Origin of the sequence: Mycobacteroides immunogenum, from assembly GCF_001605725.1 — a bacterium.
Taxonomy (GTDB): Bacteria; Actinomycetota; Actinomycetes; order Mycobacteriales; family Mycobacteriaceae; genus Mycobacterium; species Mycobacterium immunogenum.
In genome coordinates this window covers 2,441,855-2,457,797 of sequence record NZ_CP011530.1, presented here as the reverse complement: position 1 = coordinate 2,457,797, position 15,943 = coordinate 2,441,855, and the positions used below count along the sequence as shown (strand labels likewise).

At 63.1% G+C, this 15,943-nt stretch carries 14 protein-coding genes; 13 read left to right on the top strand and 1 reads right to left on the bottom strand.

Going from position 1 to position 15,943, the window contains the following annotated elements; all coding sequences use genetic code 11:
* The first annotated feature begins 97 nt into the window (after nt 1-97).
* Nucleotides 98-469 (top strand): DoxX family protein, encoded by a 372-nt coding sequence (locus ABG82_RS12020; RefSeq protein WP_043078564.1) that lies wholly within the window; start codon nt 98-100, stop codon nt 467-469.
* Nucleotides 470-537: 68 nt separating this feature from the next.
* On the opposite strand, the gene ABG82_RS12015 is transcribed toward ABG82_RS12020, so the two are convergent.
* Nucleotides 538-1,782 carry a CynX/NimT family MFS transporter gene (locus tag ABG82_RS12015; protein WP_043078563.1) on the bottom strand — a complete coding sequence of 415 codons (1,245 nt, stop codon included), beginning with the start codon at nt 1,780-1,782 and terminating at the stop codon, nt 538-540.
* Nucleotides 1,783-1,875: 93 nt separating this feature from the next.
* Between ABG82_RS12015 and ABG82_RS12010 the strand changes: the two genes are divergently transcribed.
* The 12 genes from ABG82_RS12010 (at nt 1,876) to ABG82_RS11950 (ending at nt 15,854) form a co-directional block, all read left to right on the top strand.
* Nucleotides 1,876-2,592, top strand: a complete 717-nt coding sequence (locus ABG82_RS12010; protein ID WP_043078562.1) for a FadR/GntR family transcriptional regulator — start codon at nt 1,876-1,878, stop codon at nt 2,590-2,592.
* Between the two features lie 6 nt (nt 2,593-2,598).
* Nucleotides 2,599-3,063: a copper chaperone PCu(A)C gene (locus ABG82_RS12005; protein ID WP_043078561.1), complete on the top strand. Its 465-nt coding sequence runs from the start codon at nt 2,599-2,601 to the stop codon at nt 3,061-3,063.
* A gap of 2 nt (nt 3,064-3,065) precedes the next feature.
* The gene (locus tag ABG82_RS12000; protein WP_043078560.1) at nt 3,066-4,274 is read left to right on the top strand and encodes a Dyp-type peroxidase; all 1,209 of its coding nucleotides are present in this window, start codon (nt 3,066-3,068) and stop codon (nt 4,272-4,274) included.
* Between the two features lie 82 nt (nt 4,275-4,356).
* Entirely contained in the window at nt 4,357-4,980 is a 624-nt protein-coding gene (locus ABG82_RS11995; RefSeq protein WP_043078559.1) for a MerR family transcriptional regulator, read from the top strand.
* A 3-nt stretch (nt 4,981-4,983) separates the two neighbouring features.
* Nucleotides 4,984-6,627 carry an FUSC family protein gene (locus ABG82_RS11990; RefSeq protein ID WP_043078558.1) on the top strand — a complete coding sequence of 548 codons (1,644 nt, stop codon included), beginning with the start codon at nt 4,984-4,986 and terminating at the stop codon, nt 6,625-6,627.
* A 267-nt stretch (nt 6,628-6,894) separates the two neighbouring features.
* Nucleotides 6,895-7,398: a diaminobutyrate acetyltransferase gene (ectA, locus tag ABG82_RS11980; RefSeq protein WP_264031482.1), complete on the top strand. Its 504-nt coding sequence runs from the start codon at nt 6,895-6,897 to the stop codon at nt 7,396-7,398.
* A gap of 28 nt (nt 7,399-7,426) precedes the next feature.
* Nucleotides 7,427-8,707, top strand: a complete 1,281-nt coding sequence (gene ectB, locus ABG82_RS11975) for a diaminobutyrate--2-oxoglutarate transaminase (RefSeq protein WP_043078556.1) — start codon at nt 7,427-7,429, stop codon at nt 8,705-8,707.
* Between the two features lie 43 nt (nt 8,708-8,750).
* Nucleotides 8,751-9,143, top strand: coding sequence for an ectoine synthase (locus tag ABG82_RS11970; protein WP_043078555.1), 393 nt, complete (start codon nt 8,751-8,753; stop codon nt 9,141-9,143).
* Nucleotides 9,140-10,048: an ectoine hydroxylase gene (gene thpD / locus ABG82_RS11965; protein ID WP_043078554.1), complete on the top strand. Its 909-nt coding sequence runs from the start codon at nt 9,140-9,142 to the stop codon at nt 10,046-10,048. The genes ABG82_RS11970 and thpD overlap by 4 nt, the downstream gene beginning before the upstream one ends.
* A gap of 113 nt (nt 10,049-10,161) precedes the next feature.
* Complete coding sequence (locus ABG82_RS11960; protein WP_043078613.1) at nt 10,162-11,439, top strand: MFS transporter; 1,278 nt, start codon at nt 10,162-10,164, stop codon at nt 11,437-11,439.
* Between the two features lie 66 nt (nt 11,440-11,505).
* On the top strand, nt 11,506-14,106 hold the full coding sequence (locus tag ABG82_RS11955) for an ABC transporter ATP-binding protein/permease (protein WP_043078553.1): 2,601 nt from the start codon (nt 11,506-11,508) through the stop codon (nt 14,104-14,106).
* Entirely contained in the window at nt 14,106-15,854 is a 1,749-nt protein-coding gene (locus ABG82_RS11950) for an ABC transporter ATP-binding protein (RefSeq protein ID WP_043078552.1), read from the top strand. The genes ABG82_RS11955 and ABG82_RS11950 overlap by 1 nt, the downstream gene beginning before the upstream one ends.
* The last annotated feature ends 89 nt before the right edge of the window (nt 15,855-15,943 follow it).

Sequence of the window (15,943 nt, the reverse complement as noted above, 5' to 3'; positions counted from 1 at the left end):
CACGGTAAACCTAAATATCCTGTATGCCAACATGATTGGGAACAAGAAGCTGCCCTGTTCCCTAGGAAACTCGGCTCGGATGTGTTCTACTAACCGCATGATCGAGACTTCGCAGCAAGCGCGCGCCCTAACCCTGCTGGCCACCTTCCAAGCCGTGGACGCGGCCTTGTGTGTGCGCCCCATTGACTACGTCACCAAATGCCTGGACACAGTGCAGTTTCCGCAGCAGGGACGGTGGTTGTTTCCCCTGGTGAAAGGGGCCTCGGCGGCCGGCTTGTTCATCGGCACCCGAGTACCCGCGATCGCGAAACTGACCCTGGTGATGCTGACGCTTTACTTCTCACTTGCGGTTGGCGCTCACGCCAGGGCCCGGGATCTCAGCTTCAACGCACTCGCCGCGAGCTCCTTGCTCGCGACTTACGCCGTGCTGTCGATCAATGCTTTGCGGCCCTCAAAGACCGACAAGTAGCCACAGTCACGGATTTACCGTGAGTCCGGAAGCGCCGCAAGTCCGGTACGGGTACCTCGCAGTACCTCTCAGCCGCGGTTCCAGGTGTCTTCCAGCATCCGGGGCTTGCAGGCCTGGAACGCCCCGATACCCAATACGGTGATCGCGACAACCAGGAGGCCGAACGGCGCGTACCAGCCGCCGCTCACATCGTGCAGCACGCCGAACAGCAAGGGGCCCAGGCACGCGACCCCATAGCCGACTCCCTGAGTGAAGCCCGACAGGGCGGCCGAGCCAGCCGGCGTACGGGTGCGCAGATTCACCAGTGTGAGCCCCAACGGGAAGGTAGACGGACCGAACCCGAGCGCAATCACCCACACGGCGGTCGCTGTCATCGGAAGCCACAACAGTCCGGCGAACCCGATCAGAAAGCACACCAGGCACGCGATCACCAGCCCAAAGGGATTGCGCATGCGCGCGGCCAATGGCGGGATGGCAAGCGTGCCAACGAATCCCACTGCCGAGAAGAGCGCTACCATCACGCCGCCCAACGCGGCGCTACCACCGGCCGAGGTCAAGATCGCCGGGATCCAGGTGAACATCGAATACGTCACCAGCGATGTCATGCCAAACATGCCGGCCATGCCCCATGCCAGCGGTGAGCGCCAAACCTGCCCGGTGGCAGAAGAATCGGGATGTGAATCAGCGGAATGGTCTTCGACATCGTGGCCGCGCCGCGCGATGACCACACCGATCCATGGCAACAGCGCAGCGACGGGAACCAGCACCCACGCCGCCAGGGAGAACCGCCATCCGTAAGCCTGGGCCAATGGCACCGCGGTAAGGGCCGGAACTGTGGTACCGATCTGCAGCACCGTGAGGTAGGCCGCGCTCATCAGCGCGACGCGATGAGAGAAGTAGCGCTTGACCAGCGGAGGAATCACCACGTTGCCGATGCCCATGCCGAGCAATGCCACGCACGACAGCACCAACAGCCCGCTGGTCGAGTTCATCGCGGTGCGCGCGGCCATCCCAATGACGGTGGCGACGACCGCGGCCAGCGTGGTGCGTTCCAGGCCGAACCTCTCGGTGAGCGCGGGTGTAATCAGTCCCGCCACCGCGAACATGGCAGTCGGCAGCATCCCGAACACACCGATGACCGCCGAACCGAATCCGATCTCATGCGATATCTGCGTCAGCAGCGGGCTCAACGAGGTGACCGCCGAACGCAGGCACAGCGCGAAGAGCAGGATCGCGGCCAGCACCATCAAGCGCCCGCGCCTCAGTGCGGAAGCCGAGATCGCATGGGTTTCGTCACGCAGGGTCGCGGTCACCGTTCATCCTCCTCAAAAGCAGCCCGGCAAATCATAGGATGAATGGATGAATTAGTTCAACGTGATATCCACCGCACGCTACGATGAGCCGTCATGCAGCCGGTCCGTCGCCAGACACTGATTGGCCAGGTCACCGAACAACTCCGCGAGGAGATTCGGTCGGGACGCTGGGCCATCGGTGCTCGCATCCCTACCGAACCTGAATTGTGTGAGCTCACCGGGACTTCCCGCAACACAATTAGAGAGGCCGTCCAGGCCCTGGTCCATGCCGGCATGCTCGAAAGACGCCAAGGCTCCGGTACTTATGTGCTGTCCCTCGGCGGCAGCGGCGCGGCCATCGCCGACTACTTCGCCGCCGCCAGCGATCGCGATCTCATCGAGCTGCGGCAGACCCTGGAAGTGACCGCCGCAGGCCTCGCCGCCCAGCGACGTGACGAAGATGACATCGAGCAGCTGCGTGCGCTGCTGCGGCGCCGCAACGAACTGTGGACACCCCGGCAGGTCGCACCCCAGGACGTCGAGGACGCCATCTCTACCGACATCGCACTGCACCGGACCGTCGTCGCCGCCAGTCACAACGCCCTCTACCTGGAGCTTTATGAATCGCTACTGGGCTTGATGGACCACTACATGCGCGGCAATCCAATAGGCGCGGAATGCTCGTTCGAGCATGAACACACCAGGCTCGTCGAGGCCGTCATCGCCGGGGATACCGGAGCCGCCAAGTCAGCCACCGAGCAGCTCTTCGCCGAGCTGAGGCTGCGCCGTGATCAGCCCGGGCGGAACTTTCCCCACCATCCGCACGACTAGCTGAACGTGAAGATCGTCATCCCGGCAGCAGTCGCGCTGTCATTGCTCGCCGGCTGCTCGGCGCATGAGTCCACCCCTGCCGAGCAGGCCTCCGAGGTAACCATTACCGACCAGTGGGCCAAATCCGCACCCGATGGGTCTATGACCTCGGTGTTCGGCACGGTCCACAACAACGGATCCACCGAAGCGCGCATTGTCTCCGCGACCTCACCCGCCGCGAAGTCGGTGGAACTCCACGAGGTCACTCCCGGCGGATTGATGCGCCCCAAGGAGGGCGGGGTCGTCATTCCGGCCAACGGCGAGCACAAGCTCTCTCCTGGTGGCGATCACGTGATGCTCATGGGACTGACCACTCCCCTGCGTCCTGGCCAGGATGTTGTCATCACGCTGTCCTTCCAGGACGGTTCGACAAAGCCCATGACCGCCCAGATCCGCGACTTCGCAGGCGGCAACGAGAACTACCAGCCCTGACCATGACGTCTCGTTCTCTGTCCCGGCGCGGGCTCATCGTCGGAGGTGGTGCGGCAGCAGCCCTCACCGCGGGGGCCGGCCTGTCGGTGTGGTCCGCGCAATCTCAAGCGGCACGACCGAACAACGAACCCGCCATCGAACCTTTTTACGGCGAACACCAAGCCGGGATCGCAACTGCGCCACAAGCACACGCGATGTTCCTGGCACTGGATCTGCTGCCAGGAAACGCCACAGATCCGCGGGCAGTACGCGAGAACCTGAAGTCGATTCTGCGGCTGTGGAGCACCGATGCGGCCAGGTTGACCCAGGGCCGTCCCGCACTGGCCGATACCGAACCGGAATTGGCAGTCTCCACAGCACGATTGACTATCACGGCGGGGCTTGGCCCATCGGTGTTCGAGAAGGCCGGCCTGGCCGACAGCTGCCCCGCCTCGGCGCGGAGTTTCCCGGCGTTCTCCACAGATCGGCTCGAGAAGCGTTGGTGCGGAGGCGATCTACTGCTGCAAATCTGCGCCGAGGACCCACTGCTGGTGGCGCACACGGCTCGGGTGCTGCTCAAGAATGTGCGCTCGCTGGCCGTTGAACGGTGGCGCCAGAACGGGTTCCGCACACCGCGCCCCGAAGACCCCACCGGGGGCACGATGCGCAATCTCATGGGACAGGTCGACGGCACCGTTAACCCCAGCACCCCAGAGCTGGACAGCCTGCTGTGGCATCACGGCGAAGACCATGAGTGGCTTAGGGGCGGAACGCTTCTGGTTCTCCGGCGAATCACCATGAATCTGGACGGATGGGACCAGTTGGATCGCAAGCTGCGGGATTTGATCATGGGCAGGCGGTCAGACAACGGCGCACCCCTATCGGGCGACAAGGAATCCGACGAACCCGATTTGACGATGACCCGCGGCGGTATCCCGGTAATCCCCGCCACCTCACATATCGCTCTTGCTCGCCACCGCAATCCGCACGAGAAGTTCCTGCGCCGCCCATACAACTTCGATGACGCGCCATTGCCCGGCACATCGTCGAACTCGGGCCTGATTTTCGCGGCCTACCAACGCGATATCGCCACGCAGTTCGTTCCCGTACAGCAACGGCTATCCGAAAGGGACGAGTTCAACCAGTGGAACACCGCGGTGGGATCCGCCGTGTTCGTCATGCCGCCCGGCACGGTCGAAGACGGATACCTCGGACAGACCCTCTTGGGCTAGGCGCTGTCCACGCCGAATGCGGCGCCAACGGCAACTCCTTGCAAGTTAGGGTTACCTAAGTTTCAATGGTGAGGTGAGCTTGATGCCAAGACCCGCCACCACGGAAGCCACGGTGAACATCGGCGAAGCCGCCGCGTTGTATGACCTGGCGCCGTCCACACTGCGGTGGTGGGAGAAGCAAGGCGTGCTCAATTCGCCACCGCAACACAGTGGCCGCCGCACCTACACCGAGCGAGACCTGCGACGCATCGGCATCGCATATCTGTGCTGCATCACCGGGATGATGCCGTTGCGCCAGGCCGCCGTCGTGACATCCCATTCGGCTCAACCGAATACCTGGCGCAATGCGGTCACCGAGCAAGTCGCGGAGATCTCCGCACGGATCGAACAACTCGACCGCGCTCGCGAGTACCTCAACCACTTGCTGTGCTGCCAGAACGAAGACATCGTGGATTGCCCATACCTGGACGGCGAACTGCGCATCCGCACCCCACGTGGCCGCGCATCCGGCACCGACCTGGTGTCCGCGGCACGCAGCGCCTGTTACGCGTCCACCCCAATGGGTGACGAAACCACCGACAGCCAAGCCGGATGTTGCGGTTTCTGCGGTAGGCAGCTGGCCACCCACGGCAAGGGCCGCCCGCAGCGCTACTGCTCCCCAGCCTGTAAACAGCGCGCCTACCGGCATAGGCACGGTATGAAATGACGTGTGACCCCGCCCGCGCCTGAATCGCCGGATCCACTTCCGCAGATCGCCCGGGCCCGTTCCATCCTGTTTTCCGCTCCTCCGGCCGGCCGGCGCTGGAGCATCGGGCTGCGCGCCGCTGCCGCCGTCGCCATTCCCGGAGCACTCGTGGTCGCCGCCGGTTACCCGAACGCCGCGCTTTACGTCACCTACGGCGCCTTCGCGGTCCTATATGGCGAAGGCCGCCCCTATCGGGTGCGCGCCGCCGTGGTGGCAACCGCAGGTATCGCGCTGATGCTGGTGACCGCGGTCGGGGTGGCGGTGGGCACCGGCGCGCCCGCAGGCGCCGCCGGTAAAGCAGCCACCATCATCACCCTGACAGCCGTCGCCGTCCCGGTGGTGTACACCGTGGCAGCCCTACGGCTGGGTCCGCCGGGAGCGCTGTTCTTTGTCCTGGTGTGCGGTGGCGCACTCGGGGCTACCGAATGGGGTGTGAGCCCGATACGGATCCTGACCTGCGCGAGCCTGGGAGCCCTTGCAGCGGTGATTGTTTCGATGACAGGCGCCGTTGTCGACCGCCGCAAACCCGAACGCGTCGCCACGCAGCGAGCGGTCGATGCTGTCGATATCTATGCCCAGCCGGGCAACGCGTCGGTCGATGCGCGCCACAGCGCCGGCGCCGCCATCTCGGCCGCATGGACCGCCCTGCACGACGCCGGATTGTCGACGCAGTCGGATTCACACCTGGTGACCACCATGCTGGACACCCATCGCCGATTCACTGAAATCGCCGTCGGCAACAAGATGGTGCTCGACCATCTCATCCCCGGTGACCATGTTCTCGTCGTACGGCCCAGCATCTGGTACCGGCTGCGACGATCCATACGGCTCCGTTCACACGCGACCATCACCGCCTGGCGCGTCGGGATCGCCTGCCTGGGCGCGGGGGTCATCAGCGCAGCCGTCGGCCTCGCCCGGCCGCAATGGGCCATCCTGAGCGCCCTCGTGATCGTCCACATGGGACCCGACCGGCTGCATGGCACGGTGCGCGGACTGCACCGCTTCGCCGGAACCATCATCGGCCTCGCCCTCTTCGCGGTGTTGTACCAGCTGTCCCTCACCGGGTACACACTCATTGCGGCGGTAGCAATACTGCAGTTCTGCACCGAGCTCTTCCTGCCACGCAACTACGCGGTCGCCGTCATGTTCGTGACCCCGATCGCACTACTTTCGGCGGGCATGGTCACTCTCCAGGGGTCGGTCACCACGATCGTGCGCGACCGGCTCGCCGAGACGATGATCGGCGTCGCGGTGGCCATGGCCGCTATCTATCTGATCGCACCGCGCGCGCACCGACGGACCTTCACGTTCACCGAGGCCCGGATTCGCACCGCGGCCCTCGGACTTGTCGCGGCCGCACGAGTGCAGCCCGCACACGACGCCGCCTACGCGGAGGCCCGAGATCTGTCCTTCGAACTCGAAGGCGCGATTCGGGCGGGCCTGGACAGCGCGCACAACGAGCCCGAGTGGCTGGAGGCGCACTGGCCCGCCCACGCCGCACTCATTCACCACGGTTACGACCTGGTGGCCGCATGCTGGGCCACACCACCCGGACAGATGCTCGACGACCCGGACCGCTGGGAGCGCCGCTTCGCCGGCCACAGCTGACCTGGCTCCGGCAATCTCAGCGCGTAGCCGTCAAGATCCCGTCAAGTTCTCATAGTCACACAATAATGTGACGAGGGTCACATCACGCGGATACCCTCGGCAAACGCCATCAGTTGGCGCGGTTCACCGGTGCCGGTCCTGGCTATTCGGGTGTCGATGTGGTTACGGTCGAACGGTACGAAACCCGAGTTGATACGAAAAACGTTGGCGTGATGGTGATTTTTAGTGGTCGATACTGAACTGCAGACTGAAAAACGTTGTACCCCCGTGTGGACGCTTAACCACCCGACTCAGTCGGATGCTCGCCACATGTGGCGCATAGCCCGCGATTCCGGGGTGCTGGATCTCAATTCTTCATACTCATACCTGTTGTGGTGCACCGATTTTTCTTCTACTTCGGCCGTTGCACGCGTCGACGGCGACCCCATCGGATTTGTCTCCGGATATCTTCGCCCCTCTGGTTCACTGATGATCTGGCAGGTCGGTGTCGATGAGGCGTATCGTGGTAAAGGATTAGCCGCCAGCATGCTGGCTTGGCTCTCGGATTCTCTTGCGACCTCGCAGGGCGAACCCCTGATCATGGAAACCACTGTCACACAGTCAAATACCGCCTCGCGTGCGTTATTCGCCGGATTTGCCCGCCGGCGGGACATGGAACTCACCGAATCCACGGGATTTGGCGTAGATCTGTTTCCCGACGCACACGAGGCCGAGCCGCTGCTCCGGCTCACTCCGCTGAAACACCTAGATCACCCAAAAAACAGTGCCTAAAAATATTGGGCCGAAAGGGGATACAGAAATGACCGCCACCTTGCCCGCTCAGGAAGCCGGGCTGCCTAGGGTCATCAATGAGCGCGAATCGCAGGTGCGGAGCTACTGCCGCACCTGGCCGACCACCTTCGTATCCGCCTCCGGATCCTGGCTCACCGACACCAGCGGTGAGCGCTACTTGGACTTCTTCGCCGGCGCCGGCGCACTGAACTACGGGCACAACAATCCCGTGCTGAAAACCGCCCTCATCGACTACCTCACCACCGATGGCGTGGTCCATGGCCTCGATATGGCCACCGTCGCCAAGCAGCAGTTCCTCGAAGAATTCGAGCGGACCATCCTGGCGCCCCGCGGTATGGACTACAAGGTGCAGTTCCCCGGCCCAACCGGAACCAACGCCGTGGAGTCCGCGCTCAAGCTGGCGCGGAACATCACCGGGCGCGAATCGATCATCAGCTTCACCAACGCATTCCACGGAATGACACTGGGATCGCTTGCAGTGACCGGTAACTCGATGAAGCGCGCGGGCGCCGGAGTGCCGCTGGTGCATTCGACGCCCATGCCGTACGACAACTATTTCGGCGGCGTCACCGAGGACTTCCATTGGTTTGAGAAGGTGCTCGACGACGAGGGCGGCGGTCTCAACAAGCCCGCCGCGGTTATCGTCGAGACCGTCCAGGGCGAGGGTGGTGTCAATGTCGCGCGCGCCGAATGGCTGCGGGCACTGGCCGATCTGTGCCGCAAACGCGAGATCATCCTGATCGTCGACGACGTCCAGATGGGTTGCGGCCGCACAGGTTCGTTCTTCTCGTTTGAGGACGCCGGCATCCGGCCCGATATCGTGACCTTGTCCAAGTCCATCAGCGGCTACGGCCTGCCGATGGCACTGACACTTATCCGTCCGGATCTGGACCAGTGGGCTCCCGGCGAGCACAACGGAACCTTCCGCGGAAACAACCCCGCGTTCGTCACCGCGACCGCGACCTTGCAGAAGTATTGGCAGGACAGCACATTCAGCGATGACGTGCGCCGCAAGGGCGACCGGCTGCATGACGAACTGACGGCCCTGGTGGCCGATGACGACTCAGTGTCGATCCGCGGCCGCGGCATGGTGCAGGGCATCGCATTCGCCGATGCGGAGCGGGGACCGCGAGTGAGTCGGGCCGCGTTCGAGCGAGGGCTGCTGGTCGAGACGTCCGGCCCCAAGGACGAGGTTGTCAAACTGCTGCCGGCACTGACCACCACCGACGAGCAGCTCGATATCGGCATCTCCACGCTGCGCGAAGCCATCACGGAATCTGTTCAGTAAGTCCACATCACACCAGAACAAACAACGAGAGAGAGGAAGTATCTTGATCGTCCGTACTACCCAACAGATCACGGGTACCGAACGCGATGTCAGCGGTGAAGGCTGGCACAGCAAGCGGATCGTGCTGGCGGATGACGGAGTCGGGTTCTCCTTCCACGAAACCACCATCGACGCGGGCACTGTCCACGTCTTCCACTACCAGCACCACATCGAGGCCGTGTGGCTTACCGCAGGCACCGGCACGCTGACCAACCTGGAGAACGGGGACGTGTTCACCCTCGGCCCGGGCAGCATGTACCTGCTCGATGGCAATGAGCGGCACCAGCTTTCCGCCGACACCGAGATGCGCATGATGTGTGTGTTCAACCCTCCCGTCACTGGACGGGAGGTCCACGACGAGTCCGGCGCATACCCGGCTGCGCCCGCACTGTCATGAGCGCGCCCGCGATCACCGATCGCTACCCCAGCCGCCTGGAGGCCGAGCAGCCGCCGATCGTCCGGAGCGAACCCGTGGTGTGGGGCGGTACCGATGGTGGCCCGCTGGCCCCACCAGCGCTCACCCAAATGTCCGAGCAAGGCTTCTTGATCCGGCCGAGCACGGTCTACGACGCCACTGTCAGCGCGTTGCGTAACGAGATCGACAGGGTGCCAGCACGACTCGGTGATGATCCGCGGATCATCCGGGAAGCCGGATCCCAGGAGGTGCGCTCCATCTTCGAAGCGCACGTCTTGAGTTCGGTGGTAATGGATGTGGCGTGCTCACCAGGTGTGCTTGATGTCGCCGAGCAGCTGCTGGGCGGGCCCGTGTATCTGCATCAGTCACGCATCAACGCGATGCCCGCATTCCGGGGTCGCGGCTTCTACTGGCATTCGGACTTCGAAACGTGGCACACCGAGGACGGACTGCCTCAGATGCGCACGGTGTCCTGCTCGATCGCCCTGACCGTCAACGTCGCGTACAACGGGACTCTGCAGGTGATGCCGGGCACGCATCGCACCTTCTATCCGTGTGTCGGCGCCACTCCCCGCGATAACCACCGGAAGTCATTGGTAGAGCAAGAGGTTGGCGTTCCCTCTACACAAACCTTGGCGGAGGCCGCACTGACGAGCGGCATTGAACTGTTCCTCGGCCAGCCCGGGGACGCCTTGTGGTTCGACTGCAACTTGATGCACGGGTCTGGCTCGAACATCAGCCCATATCCGCGGTCGAACGTGTTTCTGGTGTTCAATTCGGTGGAGAACACTCCGCTGCGACCCTTTGCCGGTTACGAACCGCGCCCGGGGTACATCGCGGCTCGAGATTTCACCCCGCTGACTCCCCGACCGCCGAGCACTTCCTGATGCCGGCCGCCGGCCCCAATCAGGGTGAAACGGAACCCAATCCGCTTCCGAGACCGGACTTCCGTTCATCCGAGGGCCGGCGCCAGCTGCACCGGGCCATCACGGCATCGGCGATGGGCAACGCCACCGAGTGGTACGACTATGGCGTCTATGCGGCAACCACCACGTTCCTGACGCAGGCCTTCTTCCCCACGCTGGGAACAGCGTTCACCATGCTCGGCTACGCGATCTCCTTTCTGCTGCGTCCGCTTGGGGGCATGGTCTGGGGACCGCTGGGTGATCGGTTGGGCCGTAAGAGTGTCATGGCGATCACCATCGTGCTCATGGCCCTGTCCACCTCGCTGATCGGTGTTTTGCCCAGCTGGGCAACCATCGGGATGGCGGCGCCGGCTCTGCTGATCCTGCTGCGCGTCGTCCAGGGTTTCTCTACCGGCGGTGAATATGGCGGCGCGGCGACATTCATGGCGGAATTCGCACCGGACAAGAAGCGCGGCAAGTACGGCTCGTTCCTCGAGTTCGGAACCTTGGGCGGGTTCGCCATCGGGGCAGCCTTTGTCCTCGTCCTGGATGCCACCCTCAGCGATGAGGCCATGCACGCCTGGGGTTGGCGGATTCCTTTTCTGGTAGCGCTTCCGATGGGGCTCATCGGCTGGTATCTGCGAAGCCGGCTCGATGACCCGCCGTTGTTCAAAGAAATGCAGGAACAGGAGCCTCAGGGCCAGGAAACGGCCTTCGAGCGGCTCAAGGATCTGGTGCGTGACTACAAGCGGCCCATGATCGTGATGATGCTGCTGGTGATCGCGCTCAACATCACCAATTACACCCTGCTCAGCTATCAGCCCACGTACCTCAAGACCAGGCTCGGCATGTCCGAGACCCAAGGGCAGATCGTGATTCTCATCGGAGAAGTCGCGATGATGGCTTTTCTGCCTTTCTGCGGCGCTCTGTCCGACCGCGTAGGACGCAAACCGATGTGGCTGTTCTCGCTGACCGGGCTACTGGTGCTCTCGTTGCCGATGTTCTGGCTCATGGGGCAGGGATTCGGTTGGGCGATCGTCGGTTTCGCGGTCCTCGGCCTGCTGTACATACCGCAGCTCTCGACGATCACCGCGACCTTCCCCTGCATGTTTCCCACCCAGGTGCGCTATGCCGGCTTCGCGATCTCGTACAACCTGTCCACCGCGGCGTTCGGTGGGACCGCACCGCTGGTGAACGACCTCATGGTGGACAGAACCGGCTGGGACCTGTTTCCTGCCGCCTATCTCATGCTGGCCTGCGTGATCGGGCTCTGTGCCCTGCCCCTCCTGATCGAGACGGCCGGGGCCTCAATAGCCGGAACAGACATTCCGTGCAGCGAACCGACCGAGGAAGCCGACCGCGTTCGCACCTGACCCGGCCATACGCCTTAGGTTAGCATGCACTAAGTACAGGCGGGCACGAACAAAGGTCACATAAGCATGGGTAGAGGCTTCCAGGGCGCGATGCTGCGCGGACTCGGGGCGCGCGATCACGTGGCCACAGTCGTCGGCACCGCACCCGTCGCACCGAACTGCGTACGCATCACTATGTCCGCACCGACACTCTTCGAAGACCTCCTACACACCCCGGCGGAATGGCTCCGATTCTGGTTCCCTGATCCTGACGGCGGAGCCACCGAGCATCAACGGGCCTACACGATCGTCACGACCAACGAGGACGTGGGCGAGTTCAGCATCGATGTGGTCATCCATGAGCCGGCCGGCCCCGCCTGCCAGTGGGCAGCGTCCGCACAACCTGGGATGACCATCCCGGTGGTGGCCTTCGGTTCCGCGCGTTTCGAAGTGCCCGAGGATCTTCCGGCCGGATTCCTTCTGATCGGCGACTCTGCTTCCATTCCAGCGATCAACTCAATCATGTCCGCGCTGCCCGCCGATGTGGATGTCGAAGTGTACCTGGAGCGGCACAGCCCCGACGATGAGTTGATACCTTTGACTGATCATGCCCGGCGCCAACTGCATTGGGTAGATCGCATCGATGAGACCTCGCTGGCAGCAGCTATCGAGAGCCGCGACTGGTCCAACTGGTACGGGTGGGCGACCTCTGAATCGGGCTCGCTTAAGCATCTACGCAAGCGGCTGAAGGACGAATTCGGATTCCCTAAGGCCGAGATACACGCCGCCGCATACTGGACATTCGGCCGCGCGATGGGAAGCCGCCGCGGAGACACCGAGGCACCTAAGCCAGCCACGCCGAAATACGCAGCAACGCAACCGGAGACGCTTCCATCCACAGCGGCACAACCCGCACCGATTGCCGAACCCGCTGCCCCGCAAGGGCGATGGCGATCACAGGGCGCTGGCGAGCTGCTGAAACCCGTCAAGAAACAGATGATCGCCGGCGGTGCGTTACAGGCGGTCATCTCTCTGGTCGAGTTGGCACCTTTTGTTGTCCTCGTCGAGTTGACGCGTCAGCTGCTGGCCGGTGCGGACGAAACTCGTTTGCGACAGACCGGATTCATCTTCGTGGTGTTGCTGGTGCTGGGCGCTACTCTGGGAATGGCACTCACCCTGTGGTTACACGTCGTGGACCTTCGCTTCAGCGCGAGCATCCGGCGACGACTGTTGGACAAGCTTTCCCGAGTTCCGTTGGGGTGGTTCACCCAGCGCGGTTCCGGTCCGGTCAAGAAGCTCATCCAAGACGACACGATCTCCTTGCATTATCTGATTACCCACTCGATCCCCGACGCCGTAGCGGCCGTCGTCGGACCGGTCGCAGTGTTGGTGTATCTGTTCGTCATCGAATGGCGGATGGCGCTCATCCTGCTCATCCCGATCCTCATCTACCTACTGACGATGATGGCGATGATGTACCAGAGCGGACCGAAAATCATCGAAGCCTCACGTTGGGCAAACCGGATGAGCGGCGAGTCGACCGCGTATCTCGAAGGGCAGCCGGTGATCCGCATATTCGGCGGCGCCGCGGCATCCTCATTCAAGCGTCGACTCGACGACTATCTCCGATTCCTCAATGACTGGCAGCGGCCGTTCATTGGGAGGAAGACGTTCATGGACTTGGTCACCCGACCGACGACCTTCCTGTGGCTCATTGCCACGACTGGCACGTTGTTCGTCGTGTCCGGAACCATGCAACCCGTGACGCTGCTGCCGTTCCTGGTGCTCGGCACTACCTTTGGCGCCCGGTTGCTGGGAATCGCTTACGGACTCGGCAGTATTCGCGGCGGTCTCGAGGCAGCCCGCCACATCGCCAATGCGCTCGACGAAACCGAACTTGATGTAGTCGACGCACCAGCCGCGGCCGACGGCACGTCGTCGGTGTCGTTTGAGGGCGTGACGTTTGGTTATCGACCCAGCATTCCTGTCATCCATGATGTGACTGTGACGTTGCGGCCCGGAACCGTGACGGCGCTAGTGGGACCGTCCGGCTCGGGCAAGTCGACGTTGGCTTCGTTGTTGGCGCGATTCCACGACGTCGATGGCGGCGCTATCCGCATCGACGGCAACGATATTCGGGCGCTCACCCCCGATGAGTTGTATGCCAAGGTGGGATTCGTTTTCCAGGATGTGCAGCTCGTCGCTGGAACGGTTCGGGAGAACATCGCGCTGGCACTCCCGGAGGCCACCGACACCGACATCGAATCCGCGGCGCGTGACGCGCAGATCCATGACCGAATCCTGCGGCTGCCACACGGCTACGACACCATGTTGGATACCAACACACAGCTCTCCGGCGGCGAAAAGCAACGGCTCACCATCGCCCGCGCACTGCTGGCCGATACCCCGATCCTGATACTGGACGAAGCCACCGCATTCGCCGACCCTGAATCTGAATACCTGGTGCAACAGGCTCTGGCCAAGCTCATCGACAATCGCACGGTACTTGTCATCGCACACCGCCTGCATACCATCGCCGATGCCGACCAAATCGTGGTCCTCGATCACGGTCGGATCGTCGAGACCGGTACCCACACCGATCTGCTCGCACACAATGGCCGGTATCGGCGTTTATGGGAGGGCCACCGCCACGAGCCCTCGAGTGCTCTTGCCGGAGGGAACGTCTGATGCTTTCTAGCCTGATCCGCTTGATTCCGTCCACGCATCGCGGAGCCCTGTACACATATAGCGTGCTCGCGGTGGCCTCGGTGGCACTAAGGGCGGCAAGTTGTCTGCTCTTGGTGCCTCTACTTGGCGCGCTGTTCGGCGCGGCCGCGGCCGCCGCCCTGCCCTGGCTCGGAATGCTGACCGCAGTCACCGTTGGCGGCTGGATCGTAGACACCGCGCTAGCACGCACCGGCTACGGCATCGGATTCGCGCTGCTCAACGACTCTCAGCACCAGGTCGCCGACCGGCTCACCCATATCCCTCTTGGCTGGTTCACCGCCGAACGCACTGCCCTAGCGCGCCAGGCGATCTCATCCGGCGGGCCCGAACTGGTGGGATTCATCACCAATCTACTGACCCCGCTGATCGGCGCGGCGTTACTGCCCGCAGCCATCACTATCGGACTGTTCTTCATTTCGTGGAAGTTGGGGGTCGCCGCCGCGATCACCTTGCCGCTGCTACTCGGCGCGCTGCTGGCCGGAATCCGCATAGTGCGCTCGGCCGATGAGGCAGACACCCAGGCCCACAGCGTATTAACCGAACGCATTCTGGAATTCGCACGCACCCAAGCCGCATTGCGCGCTAGCCGACGCGTCACACCGGCGCGTAGCCAAACCGGCCAAGCCGTCGCCGCCGCGCGCGGTACCACCATGCGTCTGTTGCTATTTCAAATCCCTGGACAACTGCTATTTAGCGTAGTGAGCCAAATCGCGCTCATCCTGCTGGCCGGCACCACAGCAATGCTGGCACTGCACGGTGAAATCGGTGCCCCCCAGGCCGTCGCACTGATGGTTGTAATCGTGCGATTCCTGGAACCCTTCACCGTCCTGGCCGACCTAGCCGGCGCTGTGGAAAACTCCCGCGCCGTCTTCGAACGCCTCAACACCATCATCACCGCGGATGCCGCGGACCAACCCGCACACACCCTCGACTGCACCCAAACGCCGGCCCCTCTAATCCAATTCCGCGATGTCACCTTCCGCTACCCCGGCACAAGCGAACACGTGCTCACCGGTATCAACTTCACTCTCGAACCGGGCACCACCACCGCTATCATCGGGCCGTCGGGCTCCGGAAAAAGCACCATCTTGTCTCTCATCGCCGGCCTACAACAACCCGAGAGCGGCCAAATCCTAATCGATGGAACCGATATCACCAGCCTCAACCCCGCGACCCGCCGCGCACAAGTCAGCATGATCTTCCAGCACCCCTACCTCTTCGACGGCCCCATCCGTGACAACATCCTCGTCGGCCACCCCAGCGCAAACGAGGAACAGGCCCACCAAGCCATCACACTGGCCCGCGTCGATGAAATCATCGGGCGCCTACCGCAAGCCGAACAAACCCGCGTCGGCGAAGCCGGCACCGCACTGTCCGGAGGCGAGCGTCAGCGCGTCAGCATCGCCCGCGCCCTCCTTAAACCCGCGCCAATTCTGCTCATCGACGAAGCCACGAGCGCCCTGGACACCGAGAATGAGACAGCAGTCACCGACGCTATCGGTAACGATCCGCGCGTCCGCACCAAGGTGATGATCGCCCATCGGCTCAGCGCCATCCGCAATGCCGATCACGTCTTGTTCATTGACGACGGCCAGGTGGTTGAGGAGGGTTCGATCGCCGAACTCACCGAGCTAGGAGGCCGTTTCGCCGAGTTCTGGCGTCGTCAAGAATCGACCTCCGGATGGCGCATCGCCGCGGCCTCCGAGTAACCGGCCGCCACCAACAGCTCGTCGACGCACTCCCCTTGCTGCCGGGCGTTCATTTGGGTATGACGTTTCCTCTCGTGGGCCAAGGGACG